An 18,199-nucleotide genomic window follows, 5' to 3' on the forward strand; every position below is an offset into this window, starting at 1 on the left:
TGAAATATGACCTGATTTAAAAGAACATTTCGAGTGCAACCGGAAAATATTCGAGCGGGACTGCTCACCGAATTGCTCGCCCCCAGCGGAGCCGATTCGTGTCCACGCCACCGGAAGTCAGTCGCCTCTCCCCCATGAAATCGATTGCAATCAGGGCCACTTCGACTTCCGGTAAGGCTCGGTTGCGAGTAGTGTCTACGTGCCCGTATTCCGGCCCAGCCGGTCCCGACCGGCGCTCTGCGCTCGTTACACAACGCTGCACACTGGAGATCTACGATGAAACGTTCGACGTTCCTGTTGTCGGGCCTGCTGCTCGCGTCGGCCCTCGGCTTCACGGCCATTGCCGCGCACGCGGAAGACCTGCTCGATTCCGTGAAGAAAGCCGGCGTGCTGCGCGTCGGCCTCGAAGGCACGTATCCGCCGTTCAACTCGCGCGGCACGTCCGGCCAGCTCGAAGGCTTCGACGTCGACGTCGCGAACGCGGTCGCCGGCAAGCTCGGCGTGAAGACGCAGTTCATCCCGACCGAATGGAGCGGCATCATCGCCGGCCTGCAGGCCGGCAAGTTCGACGTGATCGTCAACCAGGTCACGATCACGCCGCAGCGCAAGGAAGCGCTCGACTTCAGCGAACCGTACACGTACTCGGCCGCGCAGCTGATCCAGCGCAAGGACGACACGCGCAACTTCAAGTCGCTCGATGATTTCAAGGGCAAGAAGCTCGGCGTGACGCTCGGCACCAACTACGACCAGATGGCGCGCACCGTGCCGGGCATCGAGGTGCAGACGTATCCGGGCGCGCCGGAGAAGCTGCGCGATCTCGCCGCGGGCCGCATCGAGGCGACGCTCGACGACCGCCTGATGCTGCCGTACATGATCAAGACGTCGAACCTGCCGCTGCGCGCGGGGGCGGTGCTGAACGGCGGCAAGCAGGAAATGGCGATCCCGTTCCGCAAGGGCAACCCGAAGTTCGAGAAGGCGATCAACGACGCGCTCGAGTCGCTGCGCAAGGACGGCACGCTGAAGAAGATCTCGACGCACTGGTTCGGCAGCGACGTGACGGTGCCGGTCGCGCAGTAAGCGATCGCGCGCTTCAACGCGTCACGCCGTTCATGTCGATGAACGCGTGACGCGTCTCCTCAAGCCGCTTCGTCGAAGCGCGCGAGCAGCATCTGGCCGATCGGCGTCAGCGCCGGGCGCACGGCCACCGCATTCACGCGCACCTGCGTAGGGTCCACCAACCGCTTCTCGACCAACACGGCGAAAGCGGGATTCGATTGATCGACGCTGTCCGGCGCACGCGCAATGCGCAGCAGCATCGAGAATTCATGCGGGCTCAGCATGGTTCGTGTCTCCTGATCGTCCGCGATCCGGTCGGAATCGGCGTCGATCGTGTTCTCAAATGGAATGGTGCGATATATACCGCTGCGGCGCCGGGAGCGAGATCCCGGTTGTGTCTGCCTGCGACGCGGGCACGTCGTCGCCGGCAGGTTGCGCGCGGCCCGATCCGGCGATGTCGCCGCGACGGGAACGTAACGTTAGGGGTGCACCGTGACGCTGCCGTGACAGCGAAACGGGGGCGAAACGACACGCCTTACCTGCCGCTTTCACCCGATACGACCCGGCCGACAACGGCGATCCCGCATCGCGTTCGCGCCCTTCACCGCGAGTCAACCGGATACGGGAAACCGCTTCCTCCGGATCCGCTCGCATGACGCATGCAGCGCACGACCACGTTCACCGCGCGCCCGAGCGTCATCCCGACGAGCACACCCCAGACCGCGAACGATAGCATCACGAAGCCGCCCGTCGCCGCCCACGGCGCGCGCACGGCGATCGCGTAATGCAGGCAGGTTTCGGCGACGAAAGTCAGCATCAGCGTGACGAGCAGGCTCGCGTCGCCCGGCAGACGCACGCGCAGGCCGGACGGCGCCGCACGGTACGCGAGCCGCCATCGGCCCGCATGCAGCCAGCCCAATGACGCACCACCGAGAACGGCCGCCAGCGCGATCGCGTTCGCCTCGATACCGGCATGCGGAAAGAGCCCGTTCAGGTTGACGATGCCGAGTACCCCGAACGCGACCGGCGAAACCAGCGGGCGGGCGGCCGGCACCTCGCGCGGGACGCAGCGCTTGATGCCGATATAGAGCAGCACACAGAACATCACGTACACGTAAGGCTTCAGGTGGAAGAGCGCGGACATGGTCGGGGGTCGCCTGATCGGAGTGGACACGGCGACACCGTACTGCGCAGGCGCGACACGCGGCAGGGCTTGCGACGAGCGGCCTGAATGCGCGGACGAGGGGCGTGTCGAGCCGATGGCCGCTCGGCGTTCCGTGCACGGTGCGAAACCCGCGCCGCCCGGTGTCCTTCCGCCCGTCGTTCCACTACACTCATGACGGAAATCGGCCAATCGTCGGCTGCCGAAGCGCTCCGTCGAAGCCGCGCGCCGTTCGTCGCAACGCTCGCGCAGCCGGCCGATCCCGCGCTAAGGTCACGCCATCCGCGTCACGCGCCCCTTACCCGACACCATGCGAGCCACGTCCGCCCCTTCGCCGATCCCGCAGTCGCCTGCCGGCGCCATGCCGAAGCGGTTGCGCGGCCCGCTCACGCTGCTCGCGTTCGCATGCTTCAACTCGGCCGTCGGGCTGGGCTTCTGGGTCGTGCATGTCGGCGAACCCCTGTTGCCGTACCTCGTCGTTGCCAACGCGATCGGGTTTTGCGCGCTGCTGTTCAGCCGCGCCGCCGACCGGCTGCTGCCGCGCAAACCGGGGCTCGCGTTGAAGGCCGTCGTGATCGCACCGGCCAGCGTGTTCGTCGGATTCGAGATCGCGGCGGCGATCATCAGCGGGGATGTGCCGCATGCGTTCGGGCACGCCCGCATCGGAACATGGGACAACTACGGGCCGTCGTTCCTCGTGTCGGCCGTGCTGTTCGTGTGCGTGTCGCTGTTCCTGCAGTCGATGCGCATGCGCGCGACGCTCGAAACCGAGCGACGCGAAGCCGCCGAAGCCCGGCAGGCCGAGACGGCCGCACGCCTGGCGCTGTTGCAGGCGCAGATCGAACCGCATTTCCTGTTCAATACGCTCGCGAACGTGCAGAGCCTGATCGAACGCGATCCGGCCCGTGCCTCGACGATGCTCGACAGCCTGAACCGCTACCTGCGCGCCAGCCTGCGGCGCACCCGCGATACGACGTCGACGCTCGGCGAGGAACTCGAACTCGTGGACGCGCTGCTGAAGATCGCATCGATCCGGCTCGGCGAGCGGCTGTCGTACACAGTCGACGTGCCGGCCGATCTGCACGCGCTGCCATTCTCGCCGCTGCTGCTGCAACCGCTCGTCGAGAATGCGCTGCTGCACGGCATCGAGCCGTCGCTCGACGGGGGCGTAATCGTCATTCGCGGCAGGATGCGAGGCGGCATGCTCGAGTTGAACGTGATCGACACGGGTGTCGGCCTCGGCAAAGGCGACTCGCGCCTGCACGGCGGCGTGGGGCTCGCCAACGTCGCCGCGCGTATCCGGACGCTGCATGGCGAACGCGGCCGCGTCGCCGTCGAAACGAATGCCGGTACCGCGCACGGCGTCACCGCGACCCTGCTGATTCCACTCGACTGACATGCCGACCGCCCTCATCGCCGACGACGAACCAAACCTGTCAGCGTCGCTCGCGCAGCGGCTGCGGCAACTCTGGCCCGAACTGGAGATCGTCGCGATGCCGCGCAACGGCGTCGAAACGCTGGCCGCGCTGAACGCGTCGCCGCGCCCGGACATCGCGTTTCTCGACATCCGGATGCCCGGCATCGACGGGTTAAAGCTCGCTGCGCTGGCGCCGGGCGTGCATGTCGTGTTCGTCACGGCCTACGACGAATATGCGGTCGATGCGTTCGATCGCTCGGCGGTCGATTACCTGCTGAAACCGGTGACGGACGATCGGCTGCTGCGCTGTATCGCAAAACTTCAGCGTGGCGGGCCGGCCGACGCATATGCGGACGCACTGACGCAGGCCGCGCAAGTGCGCGATGCCGCGCCGATCCGCTGGCTGACCGTCGGCGTGAAGAATGCGACGCGGCTCGTACCGGTCGACGACGTGCTGTATTTCCAGGCATCGGAGAAGTACACGGAAATTGTCACGGCCGGGGAGCGGCTCGTGATTCGCACGCCGTTGAAGGAGTTGATGCTGCGGCTCGATCCGGAGCGGTTCGCGCAAGTGCATCGCGGCGTGATCGTTGCGTATGCAGCGATCGATCGTATCGAGCGCGATCTGTTAGGGCGGTTGCGGATTCGCGTGCACGGGCAGCGGGAGATGCTGCCGGTCAGTCGCGCGTATGCGGGATTGTTCAGGCAGATGTGACGCTATCTGCCGCCATGCCGCTTACCCGACAGATGCGGCAGGGCACAATTCCGTACGGCGGCGCGCAGTTCAATTGCAGGAGTCGAGTCCGAGCACGCCCGTTCGCAGCATCACGCGTCCCTTGTCCTTGATGAACGACAGGCTGTATGCCCGAATTCGCTGCCCGGAGACGCACTGGGCATGGCTCAGGTCGATCGAGTAATTGAACTCGGAAACACACTGCCCGACTGGGAGCGCCTGCGACGTACGCACCGCATCCGGACTGTGATCATGCCCGGGATAGTACAGGTATGCCGAGTCGTGCGCGGTCTTGAACGATCCGAACACGTCCGGATGCTGGGCGAGAAACGCGGCGACGGCACGCGCCCGCGCGGGACCGCTCGCGGTCGCCGCAAGCGACTGCGACAGCTCGTTGATGTTGCCGGGCGTATTCTCGGAACGCCTGGCACACCGAAGCGCCACATGACTGAGAAGTCCGCGCAGCTCGCGCGCGACGTCGTGCGTCTGTCGCCAACCGGCGGCGTCGTCCTGGCCCCCTTCGCCGGGTCGGGCACGTTCCTCCCGCGGCGAAGAGCGCCGGCCTATCACCAGGTCGCGACCGCACGCCTGAGTGAGTTCGACACCCTGCACATTGCTGCGTGTTGATAACGGGGTAAAGCCACGCTTAAATGGCGGCGCGCCAAGTAATTCGCTCATATACGAAGGGGCCAGATGGCCCCTTCTGATGCGACGCGATGGCAATTTCGGCCGGGATGGTGGCGACCATGGCCAAAATGAAACAATTACGCGTATCGAGGCGCTTTGGCGGCTACCGCATCCAACAACTTACGCACTGTCCATCGCTGCGCCTGCGTCCCGTTATAGGGATACGCCCAAATCACGTTGTTGCTTTGCAAACTGTCGAAATGATCGTCCATCACGAGATTCCGGTTTGCTAGCGATGTGATATATCCCGGACGCATAGTGAGGCTCCACCGCTGAGATATCGCACCGGTATAGTAATTCACGACGAGGGGCGTTTCGGCAGCGACCTTTCCTCCGGCAAAATCGATCGCCAACCTCTTTTCGCCTGGAATGTCGGTGAAATCCAGAATAAAGGTCCCGAGGGTAGCATTAAAATTCCATACGTTTAGTACCACCGGGTCGGTCAGAGAGCGTAGCTCTAACGGCGAGCCTGGACCTACAAAGCCACCCTCGCTAGAGTCAGGCTTAACTCCGATACAGCGGCTCAGGTCCGCGGTGAACTCGATTACCACGTCGCTCATGATATTTCCCCTAAGATAGCTTCGAAAATAATCAACATTGTCAACCTTAAATTCACCCTTGAAATACAAGTCCGGAGCGACCCGCGATTCAAAGGTATCGGCGAGTTACCCGTACCGGTGCTCACCTGGATATAAATTAGATGAATAGCCTCTGATGCTCAATTACACTTGATTACACACCAAAGAAAATTGAGACCGATTCAATATTCGACGCAGGCGAGGATGGAATACATAATTCCCGTGCCGCATTCCAGTTTCGTAACCCCCCGGGTTGCGACCGGTGACTTGCCTGTTGTTCTTCGGCAAACGCTCATCTACTAGGTGCGGCGGGGCGCATGCTCGCCGCAGTCGTTCATCGCCGCGGAGCTCCTACCGCGAAAATGGTTGTGCCTAGCCGCTGCACAACCTCTCGCGCGTGATCTCCGCGCGCGCGGAAGGCAATCTTTCGGAGCCTCACTTCCGGAAGATTGCATGCCTTCTAGTTACCACCACGGCGTACGCGTCATTGAGATCAATGGCTGCCGAGCTGGCGCGAACTTCGGTCAGCGCGAACTGATGACGAGCTGGCCGGACTTCGTGAACTGGAACACGGCGATCGACGCCGAGGACATCATTTGGGCGACCGCGCGCTCGGCATGCGCGCAAAGATCGATGAGAAACCGGCTGGCACAAGACGATCTCGAACGACGTAGTGAACGGCGTCACCGGCATCAGCCGCGACGTGTTCTGGGACCTGCAAGACACGAACACCGATGCCGGCTACGCCTGTATGCCGATCTGGAATAAGGTGACGGAAACTCACGGGCACTGCTTACCTTTCGACATCTCGACATGCCTTTTGTCGTTTGTAGAACGTGCGCACTTTTGTAGAACAAAAAAAAGCGGGCCCCATCTCTGGGACCCGCTTCGGTATTGGTGCCGGCTGCAGGACTCGAACCCGCCACCTGATGATTACAAATCAACTGCTCTACCAGATGAGCTAAGCCGGCGTAAGCGCGAGATTCTACCTCATTTCACGATCTTGAGGCGAGGTCTGCTGCCGCCTTTCGAGCCGTCGCCGTCGGTTTTCGGCGGTTCGTCGGCACCTTCGGACGGCTCCTCGTTCGCGCCGCTGTCGGCGACGGGCGCCAACGGCGATACGGACTCGTCACGCTGCGCGTCATCGGCCGGCACGGCATCGTCGTCGAACGCGCCCGAATCCTCGCCTTCGCCTGCGACCGCATCGACCTGGAACGCCATGCCCTGCCCGTTCTCGCGTGCATAGATCGCGAGCACGTTGGCAACCGGAATCTCGATCTTGTGCGCCTTCCCGGAGAACCGGGCCGTGAACTCGATCCACTCGTTGCCCATCTGCAACTGGCTCGTCGCCTCGAAGCTGATGTTGAGCACGATCTCGCCGTCACGCACGAACTGACGCGGCACGCGCGTCGAGTTGTCGACCCTCACCGCGATATGCGGCGTGTAACCGTTATCGGTGCACCATTCGTACAACGCGCGCAGCAGATAAGGCTTCGTTGAAATCTCTTGCATCACAATCCTCGAACCCGGAGCGGGCGCGCGGCACGCCGCGCCGCCGCTCCGTCATGCCTTCATTGCAACATTAACGACGCATGACCTTTTCGGACGGCGTCAGTGCTTCGATGTAGGCCGGGCGGCTGAAGATCCGTTCGGCATACTTCATCAGCGGCGCGGCGTTCTTCGACAGCTCGATGCCGTAGTGATCCAGGCGCCACAGCAGCGGTGCGATCGCGACGTCGAGCATCGAGAACTCTTCGCCGAGCATGTACTTGTTCTTCACGAAGATCGGCGCGAGCTGCGTCAGGCGATCGCGGATCGCGAGGCGGGCCTTCTCGTGATTCTTCTCCGCCGCCTTGCCCTTCTCGTTCTCGAGCGTGCTGACGTGAACGAACAGTTCCTTCTCGAAGTTGAGCAGGAACAGGCGCGCCCGTGCGCGCTGCACCGGGTCGGCCGGCATCAGTTGCGGATGCGGGAAGCGCTCGTCGATGTACTCGTTGATGATGTTCGATTCGTACAGGATCAGGTCGCGCTCGACCAGGATCGGCACCTGACCGTACGGGTTCATCACCGAAATGTCTTCCGGCTTGTTGAACAGGTCGACGTCACGGATTTCGAAGTCCATGCCCTTCTCGAACAGCACCAGCCGGCAACGCTGGGAGAACGGGCAAGTTGTGCCGGAATACAGAACCATCATATTTGCGTTTCCTCAAAAAAGCCGAGGGCCGGCACGCGGCGAAACCCCTTTCACGGGTTCCGCCTTGCGCCGGCCCCACGCCGGTCAGGCGTGTTTACTTGATATCTTTCCAGTACGCGGCATTCAGCCGCCAGGCCAGGAAAGTCAGGACACCGAGAAAGATCAGCACCCACACGCCGAGGCGCTTGCGGGTCTGCTGGGCCGGCTCGGACATCCATGTCATATAGGCCACCAGGTCGGCCACCGCAGCATCGTAGTCGGGCGACGAGAGCGTGCCCGGCGTGACCTGCTGGAAGCCGACGAGCGTGTGGACCTTCTCGCCCGTCTCCTCGTCCGTCTTGTCTTCGAATTTGGCTACGCGCTGCCCCTGCAGCTGCCACAACACATGGGGCATGCCGACGTTCTCGAACACCGCGTTGTTCCAGCCGGTCGGCCGCGTATCGTCGCGGTAGAAGCTCCGCAGATACGTATACAGCCAGTCGCGGCCGCGCGCGCGCTCCTCGACCGACAGGTCGGGCGGCGTGGTGCCGAGCCAGTTCTTCGCGTCGTCGGGCCGCATCGCGACGGACATCGTGTTCCCGACCTTGTCGGTCGTGAACAGGAGATTCGCTTCGATCTCCTTCTGGGATATGCCCAGATCCGTCAGACGGTTGTAGCGCATCAGGTTCGCGCTGTGGCAGTTCAGGCAATAGTTTACAAACAATTGCGCGCCGTGCTGAAGCGAAACGAGATTTTCCGTGTTATCGGGCGCCCGGTCGAGCGGAAAATTACCCTCCGCCCGCACGGCCGGCGCCGCCAGCAGCGCACAGGCGGTCGCCCCGATCAGCGCGAGTGTCGAAAGCAGTTTCTTCATGTCGTTCTCTCCTCGCTCACGTTAATGGGGCTTGAAGCGCACCCGTTCCGGCGGCTGCTTGAACGTGCCAAGCGGCGTCCAGACGGGCATGCCGAGGAAGAACGCGAAGTAGATCAACGCACAGCCCTGCGCGATCAGCGTCGCCGCCGGCGATGGCGGTCGCGTGCCGAGGAACGCGAGGGTAAGGAACGCCGCGACGAAGATCCCGAGGAACACCTTGTGGAACAGGGGCCGGTAGCGGATCGACTTCACCGGGCTGCGGTCGAGCCACGGCAGGAAGAACAGCGTGATCACCGCCGAGCCCATCACCACGACGCCCCAGAACTTCGACTCCGTCAGGTACATGAACACGACGATCGCGGCGGCCAGCACCGGCAACCCGATCTTCCACTTGCCGCGCGCACGGATCAGTGCGAGCACGCCGAGCAGCGCGATCACGATCATCAGCACGATCTTGAACGGGTCGGTGGTCGCCCGCAGCATCGCGTAGAACGCGGTGAAGTACCAGACCGGCGCGATCTCGGGCGGCGTCTGCAGCGGGTTCGCCGGGACGAAGTTGTTCGCCTCGAGGAAGTAGCCGCCCATCTCCGGCGAGAAGAACACGATCAGCGCGAACACCATCAGGAACACGCATACGCCAAGGAAGTCGTGCACCGAGTAGTACGGGTGGAACGGGATGCCGTCGAGCGGGATGCCCTTCTCGTCCTTCTTCGCCTTGATCTCGATGCCGTCCGGGTTATTCGACCCGACTTCGTGCAGCGCAACGAGGTGCGCGACGACGAGCCCGACTAGCACGAGCGGAATCGCGATCACATGGAACGCGAAGAAGCGGTTCAGCGTGACGTCTGATACCACGTAGTCGCCGCGAATCCAGAGCGACAGGTCCGGGCCGACGAACGGGATCGCCGAGAACAGGTTCACGATCACCTGCGCGCCCCAGAACGACATCTGGCCCCACGGCAGCAAATAGCCGAAGAATGCCTCGGCCATCAGGCACAGGAAGATCGCGCAGCCGAAAATCCACACGAGCTCGCGCGGCTTGCGGTACGACCCGTACAGCAGCCCGCGGAACATGTGCAGGTAGACGACCACGAAGAACATCGATGCACCGGTCGAGTGCATGTAGCGAATCAGCCAGCCCCACGGCACCTCGCGCATGATGTACTCGACCGACGCGAACGCGAGCGTCGAGTCGGGCTTGTAGTTCATCGTCAGGAAGATGCCCGTGACGATCTGGTTGACGAGCACCAGCAGCGCGAGGGAGCCGAAGAAGTACCAGAAGTTGAAGTTCTTCGGCGCGTAGTACTCGGATACGTGCTTCTTCCAGGTGGACGTGAGCGGGAAGCGCTGGTCGATCCAGCCGGTGAAACCTGTCGTGGAGACTTCCTTGTTGTCGGCGGCCATCACGCTTCTCCTTTCTCGTCCTTGCCGATCACGAGGGTCGTCGCCGACGTGAACATGTAGGGCGGGATGTCGAGATTCTGAGGCGCCGGCTTGTTCTTGAACACGCGGCCGGCGAGGTCGTAGGTCGAACCGTGGCACGGGCACAGGAAACCGCCCGGCCAGTCGTCCGGCAGGTTCGGCTGCGGACCCGGCGTGAAGCGTTGGCTAGGCGTGCAGCCGAGGTGCGTACACACGGCCATCACGACGAGAATGTTCTTGCGATCGGTCCGCGCGCGATATTCGTTGGCGCAATACGCGGGCAACGGCATCGAATACGGGGATTTCGTGGTCGGATCGGCCACTTCCTTGTCGGCCTTGACCACGTCGGCCAGCATCGAATCGGTGCGATTCAGGATCCAGACGGGTTTGCCGCGCCACGGCACGGTGAACATTTCGCCGGGCTTCAGGCCGCTGATGTCGACCTCGACCGGCGCACCGGCCGCTTTCGCTTTCGCGGACGGCGCAAGCGACGCCGCGAAAGGTATGACGGTGGCTACGCCTCCTACGCCACCTGCTACGGATGTCGCAATCAGCCAGGTACGGCGGCCGCTGTCGACGCGTTTCTCTTCCTTGTCTCGCATCACACGCCCCACTTCTGAGTTGGATTTTCCGTCACGACTTTTCATTCCGCCGCTAGTTTGCGCGAATGGAGTCGTCATTTACAAGGCCCGGAGATGAAAATCCCTTCGAAGTGTTTGATAGTTAAGGGTTATCCCCCACTATCGGAGCGATTAAATCATTTCTCTTTTAAGCATTCGCTACATTGAGAAATTTCGATGCGCTGCCGCAAATCCGTCGCTCAGACCGGATTATGAATATCGATAAAAAGGTGTTCGAGATCGAATTCTTCGGACAAGTGGCGCCCCAGCGCCTGGATTCCGTAGCGCTCGGTCGCATGGTGCCCCGCCGCAACGAACGCGACACCGCTCTCCGCCGCCGCGTGCGTGGTCGACTCGGACACCTCGCCGGTCAGGAACACGTCCGCACCGGCTTCGATCGCCGCGTCGAAATAGCTCTGCGCGGCGCCCGTGCACCACGCGATGCGGCGCAGCTGCGTGTCCGCATCGCCGAGCACGAGCGGCGTACGGCCGAGCGTGCGCTCGACCTTCGCGACGAAGTGCTCGAGCGTGACGGGCATCGGCAGCGTCGCCATCCAGCCCAGGTCGCCTTCGCCGAAACGCTGCTCGCCGATCAGGCCGAGCTTTTCGCCGAGCTGGGCGTTGTTGCCGAACTGGGGATGCGCGTCCAGCGGCAGGTGAAACGCGAACAGGTTCAGGTCGTTCGCGAGCAGCAGCTTCAGACGCTGATACTTGCGGCCGGTGATCTGCGGCGCCTCGTTGCGCCAGAAATAGCCGTGATGGACGAGCACGGCATCCGCCCCCCATTCGAGCGCGGCTTCGAGGAACGCGACCGACGCCGTCACGCCGGTGGCGATCTTCTCGATCTTGCGGCGCCCTTCGACCTGGAGGCCGTTCGGGCAATAGTCCTTGAAGCGCGCGGTTTCAAGGGTATTGTTCAAGTACAATTCAAGTTCGATCCGATCCATATAAACCTCTAATCCATTCAGATGCTTAGACGCTTCTGGCTGTTCTTCGCGCAGGCGGTGACCGTACTGCTCGCGCTGATGTTCATCGTCGTGACGCTCAAGCCGCAATGGCTGCAACGGCAAGGACAGCTCGGCAAGCAGCTCGCCACGCCGATCGTCGCGCTGCGCGAAGTCGCGCCGGGCATCGGCGGCGCACCGGCGACCACGTCGTATGCCGAAGCCGCGCAGAAGGCGATGCCGGCCGTTGTCAACGTGTTCTCCAGCAAGGACGGCTCGCTGCCGCCCGACCCGCGCGCAAAGGATCCGCTGTTCCGTTACTTCTTCGGCGACCGCAACGCCCGCAAGCAGCAGGACGAGCCGGCCGCCAACCTCGGCTCCGGCGTTATCGTGAGCCCTGAAGGTTACATTCTAACGAACCAGCACGTCGTGGACGGCGCCGACCAGATCGAAGTCGCGCTCGCCGACGGCCGCACGGCCACCGCGAAGGTGATCGGCAGCGATCCCGAAACCGATCTCGCGGTGCTGAAGATCAACATGACGAACCTGCCGACGATCACGCTCGGCCGCTCCGACCAGTCGCGCGTCGGCGACGTCGTGCTCGCGATCGGCAACCCGTTCGGCGTCGGCCAGACGGTGACGATGGGCATCATCAGCGCGCTCGGCCGCAACCACCTCGGCATCAACACGTTCGAGAACTTCATCCAGACCGACGCGCCGATCAACCCCGGCAACTCCGGCGGCGCGCTCGTCGACGTGAACGGCAACCTGCTCGGCATCAACACGGCGATCTACTCGCGCTCGGGCGGCTCGCTCGGCATCGGTTTCGCGATTCCGGTCTCGACCGCGCGCACGGTGCTCGAAAGCATCATCACGACGGGCTCGGTCACGCGCGGCTGGATCGGCGTCGAGCCGCAGGACGTCACGCCGGAAATCGCCGAGTCGTTCGGGCTCCAGCAGAAATCGGGCGCGATCGTCGCGGGCGTGCTGCAGGGCGGCCCGGCCGACAAGGCCGGCATCAAGCCGGGCGACATCCTGGTGAGCGTCAACGGCGAGGACATCACCGACACGACGAAGCTGCTGAACGTCGTCGCGCAGATCAAGCCGGGCACGCCGACCAAGGTGCACGTCGTGCGCAAGGGCAAGCAGTTCGACGTGAACGTCGTGATCGGCAAGCGTCCGCCGCCGCCGAAGCAGACGCTCGACGAGCAGGACAGCGACAGCGAATGAGGCGCGGCGGGCGGCGCACCGCCTGCCGGTCGCGACGCAACGCAACGCGACGCGGAAATGAAACAGGGCAGCCGATTGGCTGCCCTGTTGCTTTGCTTCAAGCGATGTCTGATGCCGGGAAGGTGGCTTTGCCACGCGCCGGCCGGCCCACGGCGGTACTGAGCCAATCCGGCCTGGCCCGGAAAGCCGCCCGGCGCCGCGCCGTCAACCCGCGGCTTCGCCGTTCCCCGCCTCGCCTTCTTCTACCGGCTTCTTCGGCACGAAGAACCGCGCGGCCAGCAGCCCGATCTCGAACAGCACGACCAGCGGCAGCGCCAGCATCAATTGCGAGAACACGTCCGGCGGGGTGACGACCGCCGCGACCACGAATGCGCCGACGATCACGTACGGGCGCATCTCCTTCAGCTTCTTCAGCGACAGCACGCCCATCCGGACGAGCAGCACGACGACGATCGGCACCTCGAACGTGACGCCGAACGCGATGAACATCCCGAGCACGAAGCTCAGGTAGTTGTCGATGTCGGTCGTCATCTCGGCCCCGAGCGGCGCGTTGTAGTGCGCCATCACGCGGAAGATCGTCGGGAACACGAGGAAGTACGCGAACGCCATCCCGCACAGGAACAGCACGTAGCTGCTGCCGACGAGCGGCGTGACGAGCTTCTTCTCGTGCTGGTACAGCCCCGGCGCGACGAACGCCCAGATCTGGTACAGCACGATCGGCAGCGCGATCACGAGCGCGACGAGCATCGTGACCTTCATCGGCACGAAGAACGAGCCGGTGACGTCGGTGACGATCATCTTGCCGTCTTTCGGCAGGTTCTCCATCAACGGCCGCGCGAGCAGCCTGAAGATGTCGGGTGCCCAGTAGACGAGCCCGAGGAACACGACGATCACGGCCAGCCCCGCGCGAATGATGCGATCGCGAAGCTCGACGAGATGGGAAATGAAGGTTTCTTCCGGGGCGTCGCCCGGGTTCTGCTGGGGGTCGCTCACACCGGCCCTCGGTAGGATTGACGAGCGAGCATGCGCTCGACTCAGAAGAAGCGCGTCGGCCGGCGCAGGCTGGCCGGCTGGTGGCGCGCGACACGCGCGGCGCCCGACTGCACGTGCGTGCGGCGGGTCGTCGCGCGCTTGTACCAGACAGGCGTCGCCGCCTGCTTGATGCGCCAGTTGCGACGCTTCGGCGCGAGCGCGGCCGAACTGCCGCCGCGCCACGACGGCGCCGCCGGCGTATTGGAACCGTACGACCCGGCATCGCCGGAAGCCTCGTTAAGCCCCCCGACCGCGGAATGCCACGTGTCGTTCAGGTCCTTCTCGTGCTCGCGCAGGTTGTCGTGAATCGTCGTCTCGACATTGCGCGCGGCCGATTCGAAATCGGTCTTCATCGTCCGCAGCGCGTCGAGTTCGATTTCGCGCGAGACCTCGGCCTTCACGTCGTTGATGTACCGCTGCGCGCGGCCGAACAGCGCGCCTGCCGTACGCGCGACGCGCGGCAGGCGCTCGGGGCCGAGCACCACGAGCGCGACGACGCCGATCAGCGCCATCTTCGAAAGACCGAGATCCAGCATCGCGAATGCCTGTCAGCGTACCGGCGTTACGCCTTGTTCGAATCGGAACGCGTCGTTTCCTTCGCGTTGACGTCGACCGTACCCGTACGCGGCAATTGCTGCGCGTCCGCCGGCGTTTCGCCTTCCTTCATGCCGTCCTTGAAACCCTTCACGGCGCTGCCGAGGTCGTTGCCGATGTTGCGCAGCTTCTTCGTACCGAAAACCAGCGCGACGATCAGCAGCACGATCAGCCAGTGCCAAATGCTCAATCCACCCATGATGAAACCTCTCCTCAACCACGCCGCCATGCGGCGCAAATCGCCGGCAACGCGCCGGCTTCGACCATCGGATGCGGGGAAACGCCCCGCGCCGTCAACCCATCCGCTGCCACGGGCGCGGGCCGGCCAGGATATGCGCGTGCAGGTGGTAGACCTCCTGCCCGCCGCCCGGGCCCGTGTTGATCACCGTGCGAAAACCGGTTTCGCCGCCCGTATACGCGACCCCGAGCTGGTCGGCCAGACGCGCGACGAGCAGCATCAGCCGGCCGAGCATCGGCGCATCGGCCTCACCCGCCGCCGACAGCGTCGGCAGGTGCCGGCGCGGAATCACGAGCACGTGCGTGTCGGCCGCCGGGCGGATGTCGCGGAACGCGACGAATTCGTCGTCCTCGTGCACCTTCGTGCTCGGGATCTCGCCTGCCGCGATCTTGCAGAACAGGCAATTCGGATCGTGACTCATGTTGCTCCTGCAAACGCCCGTGCGCCGGTCAGAACCACGCCTGCGGATCGAGCGTCTTGTTGTCGTTCAGGTACAGCCAACCCTTGATGATACGGTACAGCGTCCAAATCCATGTGACAAACATCACGACGAATCCGATCGCGACGAACATCAGCGCGAACCCGATCGCGTAGGCGATCAGCGCGCGCCAGAACGTGCGGATCTGCCACTCGAAGTGATCGGCGTACGGCGTGCCGGCCACGTCGCCGCGCTTCACGTAGTTGATGATGATCGCGATGATGCCCGTGACGCCACCCGTTAGCCAGTGAATCGCATAGAGGCCGTACAGCACGTGGGTCAGCGTGCGCAGCCCGTTCAGGCGTTCGGCATCCGCTGCTCCCGGCACCGCCGGCGTCGGAAACTGGTTCGACGTTTCGTTCATGATGCTACCCCCGTTAGATGACAATTCTTACAGCTTACCGCACTGTTGCCACCGCGGCGGGGCCTGCGTGTCACCCGCCGTTTTCCTCGCGCTCGCGGCGCTTGCGCAGCGCTTTTTCCTCGATGCCCGACAAGCCTTCGCGGCGCTCGAGTTCGGCGATCACGTCGGCCGGGCTCAGGTCGAAATGCGACAGCATCACGAGGCAGTGGAACCACAGGTCGGCCACCTCGCCGACGAGCGCGCCCGGCGCGCCGCCCTGGCGCACGTCCTTCGCGGCCAGCACGACTTCCGTCGCCTCTTCGCCGATCTTCTTCAGCACCGCGTCGTCGCCCTTGTGGAACAGGCGCGACACGTACGATTGATCGGGATCGCCGCCCTTGCGGCTATCGATCACGGCCGCGAGGCGCAGCAGCGTGTCTTCGGTCGATTGCGTCATTTGTAGATATGTTCGGGGTCTTTCAGCACCGGCTCGACCGCGACCCAGTCGCCGCTGTCCACGGTACCTTCGAATTTCTGGAAGAAGCACGAATGCCGGCCGGTGTGGCATGCGATGCCCGACACCTGCTCGACCTTCAGCAGCACGACATCCTCGTCGCAGTCGAGCCGCACCTCGTGCACGTGCTGCACGTGGCCCGACTCCTCGCCCTTGAACCACAGGCGCTTGCGCGAACGCGAATAATAGACCGCGCGCTGCGTCTCGATCGTCTTCGCGAGCGCCTCGCGGTTCATCCACGCGAACATCAGCACGTCGTTCGTCGACGCTTCCTGCGCGATCACCGGCACGAGGCCGTTGTCGTCCCAGCGGACCTTGTCGAGCCACGCGGGCAGGGATTTCGTTTCCGTATTCATCACAGCCTCACCGCGATGCCCTGGTCGGACATGAAGCGCTTCGCCTCGCCGACCGTGTGCTCGCCGTAGTGGAAGATGCTCGCGGCCAGCACCGCGTCGGCGCGGCCGTCCTTGATGCCGTCCGCGAGATCCTGCAGGCAGCCGACGCCGCCCGAGGCGATCACCGGCACCGGCACTGCGTCCGACACGCCGCGCGTGAGTGCGAGGTCGAAGCCCGACTTCGTGCCGTCGCGGTCCATGCTCGTGAGCAGGATCTCGCCCGCGCCGAGCTCGGCCATCTTGCGCGCCCATTCGATCGCATCGAGGCCTGTGTTCTTGCGGCCGCCGTGCGTGAACACTTCCCAGCGCGGCGTCTCGCCGTCGGCCGACACGCGCTTCGCGTCGATCGCGACGACGATGCACTGCGAGCCGTACTTGTCGGCCGCGTCGCGCACGAGCTGCGGATTCGCGACCGCCGACGAATTCATGCTGACCTTGTCCGCGCCCGCGTTCAGCAGGCGCCGTACGTCCTCGACGGCGCGCACGCCGCCGCCGACGGTCAGCGGAATGAACACCTGCGACGCAACGGCCTCGATGATCGGCAGGATCAGGTCGCGCTGGTCGGACGTCGCGGTGATGTCGAGGAAAGTCAGTTCGTCGGCGCCCTGGTCGTCGTAGCGGCGGGCGATTTCGACGGGGTCGCCGGCGTCGCGCAGCTCGACGAAATTGACGCCCTTGACGACACGCCCGGCGGTCACGTCCAGGCAAGGGATGATGCGTTTAGCTAGAGCCATGATGTTGCGCCAAATGCCGCGTTGGGACGGCCGGTTGCGGAAGCCTCGCGCGAGGCTTCCGGTCGGGGCCGCCCGTGAGCAGCCCCGGCGAACGGACAACCGCGGTTACGCGTTGTCGAGCTCGCCGTTCAGTTCGTCCGCGCGCTTTTGCGCGGCCGCGAAATCGAGATCGCCGGAGTAGATCGCACGGCCGCAGATCACGCCTTCGACGCCGTGCTCTTCCACTTCGCACAGGCTCTCGATATCCGTGAGGTTCGACAGGCCGCCGCTGGCGATCACCGGGATGCCGACCGCCTGCGCGAGCTTCACGGTCGCGTCGATGTTGATGCCCTGCAGCATCCCGTCGCGGCCGATGTCCGTATAGACGATCGATTCGACGCCGTAGTCCTCGAACTTCTTCGCGAGATCGATCACCTCGTGGCCGGTCAGCTTGCTCCAGCCGTCGGTCGCGACCTTGCCGTCCTTCGCGTCCAGCCCGACGATGATGCTGCCGGCGAACGCGGTGCACGCGTCCTGCAGAAAGCCCGGGTTCTTCACCGCGGCGGTGCCGATGATCACATAGGACAGGCCGGCGTCGAGATACTTCTCGATCGTCTCGAGGCTGCGGATGCCGCCGCCGAGCTGTACGGGAATTTCGTCGCCGACTTCTTCGAGGATCGCTTCGATCGCCTCGAGATTCTTCGGCTTGCCGGCGAATGCGCCGTTCAGGTCGACGAGATGGAGCCGCCGGGCGCCGAGATCGACCCACTTGCGGGCCATCGCCGCCGGGTCCTCGGAGAAAATCGTGGCCTGGTCCATATCGCCCTGTTTGAGGCGCACACACTGACCGTCTTTGAGGTCGATGGCCGGAATCAGCAACATAGCAATCGGGTGTCGTCGTGGAAAATGAAAAGAATCCGGCGCGTACCGGCCAAACCGGTGCCGCGCCGTCTCGCTAGTTTAGTACAACTCTTTCGGCGCTTAAGCGGGCAAGCC

General features: G+C 64.0%; 23 protein-coding genes, 1 tRNA gene and 1 pseudogene. 5 read left to right on the top strand and 20 right to left on the bottom strand.

All coding sequences use genetic code 11. The annotated features are described in order from the left end of the window. The first annotated feature begins 276 nt into the window (after window positions 1–276). Entirely contained in the window at window positions 277–1,077 is an 801-nt protein-coding gene (locus C4B30_RS15655) for a transporter substrate-binding domain-containing protein (RefSeq protein WP_105132671.1), read from the top strand. 59 nt (window positions 1,078–1,136) lie between these two features. Here C4B30_RS15655 and C4B30_RS15660 read toward each other — a convergent pair whose 3' ends face one another. After that, window positions 1,137–1,340, bottom strand: a complete 204-nt coding sequence (locus tag C4B30_RS15660; RefSeq protein WP_027783368.1) for a hypothetical protein — start codon at window positions 1,338–1,340, stop codon at window positions 1,137–1,139. 317 nt (window positions 1,341–1,657) lie between these two features. Next, window positions 1,658–2,200, bottom strand: coding sequence for a hypothetical protein (locus tag C4B30_RS15665; protein WP_105132672.1), 543 nt, complete (start codon window positions 2,198–2,200; stop codon window positions 1,658–1,660). Window positions 2,201–2,579: 379 nt separating this feature from the next. Between C4B30_RS15665 and C4B30_RS15670 the strand changes: the two genes are divergently transcribed. Both C4B30_RS15670 and C4B30_RS15675 read left to right on the top strand, forming a co-directional pair. Next, on the top strand, window positions 2,580–3,614 hold the full coding sequence (locus C4B30_RS15670) for a sensor histidine kinase (RefSeq protein WP_199779071.1): 1,035 nt from the start codon (window positions 2,580–2,582) through the stop codon (window positions 3,612–3,614). A 1-nt stretch (window position 3,615) separates the two neighbouring features. Continuing rightward, window positions 3,616–4,350 carry a LytR/AlgR family response regulator transcription factor gene (locus C4B30_RS15675; RefSeq protein ID WP_105132674.1) on the top strand — a complete coding sequence of 245 codons (735 nt, stop codon included), beginning with the start codon at window positions 3,616–3,618 and terminating at the stop codon, window positions 4,348–4,350. Window positions 4,351–4,419: 69 nt separating this feature from the next. On the opposite strand, the gene C4B30_RS36305 is transcribed toward C4B30_RS15675, so the two are convergent. Together C4B30_RS36305 and C4B30_RS15690 are read right to left on the bottom strand one after the other, a co-directional pair. Then, entirely contained in the window at window positions 4,420–5,046 is a 627-nt protein-coding gene (locus C4B30_RS36305; RefSeq protein WP_442778458.1) for a hypothetical protein, read from the bottom strand. Between the two features lie 86 nt (window positions 5,047–5,132). Then, entirely contained in the window at window positions 5,133–5,615 is a 483-nt protein-coding gene (locus C4B30_RS15690; RefSeq protein ID WP_105132675.1) for an RICIN domain-containing protein, read from the bottom strand. A gap of 531 nt (window positions 5,616–6,146) precedes the next feature. Between C4B30_RS15690 and C4B30_RS15695 the strand changes: the two are divergent. Then, window positions 6,147–6,378: pseudogene (locus tag C4B30_RS15695) on the top strand (phage tail protein); the annotation flags it as partial. 150 nt (window positions 6,379–6,528) lie between these two features. On the opposite strand, the gene C4B30_RS15700 reads toward C4B30_RS15695, so the two are convergent. The 7 genes from C4B30_RS15700 to C4B30_RS15730 all read right to left on the bottom strand — a co-directional run bounded on the left by C4B30_RS15700 (window position 6,529) and on the right by C4B30_RS15730 (window position 11,669). Continuing rightward, window positions 6,529–6,604 (bottom strand) — tRNA-Thr (locus C4B30_RS15700). Window positions 6,605–6,623: 19 nt separating this feature from the next. Continuing rightward, window positions 6,624–7,145, bottom strand: coding sequence for a ClpXP protease specificity-enhancing factor (locus C4B30_RS15705; protein ID WP_027809263.1), 522 nt, complete (start codon window positions 7,143–7,145; stop codon window positions 6,624–6,626). 70 nt (window positions 7,146–7,215) lie between these two features. Continuing rightward, a complete protein-coding gene (locus C4B30_RS15710) occupies window positions 7,216–7,827 on the bottom strand; it encodes a glutathione S-transferase N-terminal domain-containing protein (RefSeq protein ID WP_006400565.1) in 612 nt (203 codons plus the stop codon). Window positions 7,828–7,921: 94 nt separating this feature from the next. After that, window positions 7,922–8,680 carry a cytochrome c1 gene (locus C4B30_RS15715; protein WP_089499500.1) on the bottom strand — a complete coding sequence of 253 codons (759 nt, stop codon included), beginning with the start codon at window positions 8,678–8,680 and terminating at the stop codon, window positions 7,922–7,924. Between the two features lie 21 nt (window positions 8,681–8,701). Beyond that, on the bottom strand, window positions 8,702–10,084 hold the full coding sequence (locus C4B30_RS15720) for a cytochrome b (protein ID WP_027783365.1): 1,383 nt from the start codon (window positions 10,082–10,084) through the stop codon (window positions 8,702–8,704). Continuing rightward, window positions 10,084–10,704: a ubiquinol-cytochrome c reductase iron-sulfur subunit gene (gene petA, locus C4B30_RS15725; protein ID WP_027783364.1), complete on the bottom strand. Its 621-nt coding sequence runs from the start codon at window positions 10,702–10,704 to the stop codon at window positions 10,084–10,086. The genes C4B30_RS15720 and petA overlap by 1 nt, the downstream gene beginning before the upstream one ends. A gap of 218 nt (window positions 10,705–10,922) precedes the next feature. Beyond that, window positions 10,923–11,669, bottom strand: a complete 747-nt coding sequence (locus C4B30_RS15730) for a Nif3-like dinuclear metal center hexameric protein (RefSeq protein WP_027783363.1) — start codon at window positions 11,667–11,669, stop codon at window positions 10,923–10,925. Between the two features lie 21 nt (window positions 11,670–11,690). On the opposite strand from C4B30_RS15730, the gene C4B30_RS15735 reads away from it, so the two are divergent. Continuing rightward, complete coding sequence (locus C4B30_RS15735; protein ID WP_006494427.1) at window positions 11,691–12,896, top strand: Do family serine endopeptidase; 1,206 nt, start codon at window positions 11,691–11,693, stop codon at window positions 12,894–12,896. A 204-nt stretch (window positions 12,897–13,100) separates the two neighbouring features. Here the strand turns inward: C4B30_RS15735 and tatC are convergent, their stop codons facing one another. The 9 genes from tatC to hisA all read right to left on the bottom strand — a co-directional run bounded on the left by tatC (window position 13,101) and on the right by hisA (window position 18,085). Next, window positions 13,101–13,889, bottom strand: coding sequence for a twin-arginine translocase subunit TatC (gene tatC, locus C4B30_RS15740; protein WP_027783362.1), 789 nt, complete (start codon window positions 13,887–13,889; stop codon window positions 13,101–13,103). A 41-nt stretch (window positions 13,890–13,930) separates the two neighbouring features. Then, on the bottom strand, window positions 13,931–14,464 hold the full coding sequence (gene tatB, locus C4B30_RS15745) for a Sec-independent protein translocase protein TatB (RefSeq protein WP_027783361.1): 534 nt from the start codon (window positions 14,462–14,464) through the stop codon (window positions 13,931–13,933). Between the two features lie 26 nt (window positions 14,465–14,490). Next, a complete protein-coding gene (gene tatA, locus C4B30_RS15750; RefSeq protein WP_006751795.1) occupies window positions 14,491–14,721 on the bottom strand; it encodes a Sec-independent protein translocase subunit TatA in 231 nt (76 codons plus the stop codon). Window positions 14,722–14,815: 94 nt separating this feature from the next. Beyond that, window positions 14,816–15,181, bottom strand: a complete 366-nt coding sequence (locus tag C4B30_RS15755; protein WP_027783360.1) for a histidine triad nucleotide-binding protein — start codon at window positions 15,179–15,181, stop codon at window positions 14,816–14,818. Between the two features lie 28 nt (window positions 15,182–15,209). Then, window positions 15,210–15,602 (bottom strand): DUF4870 family protein, encoded by a 393-nt coding sequence (locus C4B30_RS15760; protein WP_027783359.1) that lies wholly within the window; start codon window positions 15,600–15,602, stop codon window positions 15,210–15,212. A gap of 70 nt (window positions 15,603–15,672) precedes the next feature. Then, complete coding sequence (locus C4B30_RS15765) at window positions 15,673–16,038, bottom strand: phosphoribosyl-ATP diphosphatase (RefSeq protein WP_027783358.1); 366 nt, start codon at window positions 16,036–16,038, stop codon at window positions 15,673–15,675. Next, window positions 16,035–16,451: a phosphoribosyl-AMP cyclohydrolase gene (gene hisI / locus C4B30_RS15770; protein WP_027783357.1), complete on the bottom strand. Its 417-nt coding sequence runs from the start codon at window positions 16,449–16,451 to the stop codon at window positions 16,035–16,037. Before hisI ends, C4B30_RS15765 begins: the two co-directional genes overlap by 4 nt. Further along, window positions 16,451–17,224 (bottom strand): imidazole glycerol phosphate synthase subunit HisF, encoded by a 774-nt coding sequence (gene hisF / locus C4B30_RS15775; RefSeq protein WP_027783356.1) that lies wholly within the window; start codon window positions 17,222–17,224, stop codon window positions 16,451–16,453. The genes hisI and hisF overlap by 1 nt, the downstream gene beginning before the upstream one ends. A 105-nt stretch (window positions 17,225–17,329) precedes the next feature. After that, window positions 17,330–18,085 (bottom strand): 1-(5-phosphoribosyl)-5-[(5-phosphoribosylamino)methylideneamino]imidazole-4-carboxamide isomerase, encoded by a 756-nt coding sequence (gene hisA, locus C4B30_RS15780; RefSeq protein WP_027783355.1) that lies wholly within the window; start codon window positions 18,083–18,085, stop codon window positions 17,330–17,332. Window positions 18,086–18,199: the final 114 nt, after the last annotated feature.

The sequence above is a fragment of the Burkholderia sp. BE12 genome, from assembly GCF_002959955.1.
Lineage (GTDB): Bacteria > Pseudomonadota > Gammaproteobacteria > Burkholderiales > Burkholderiaceae > Burkholderia.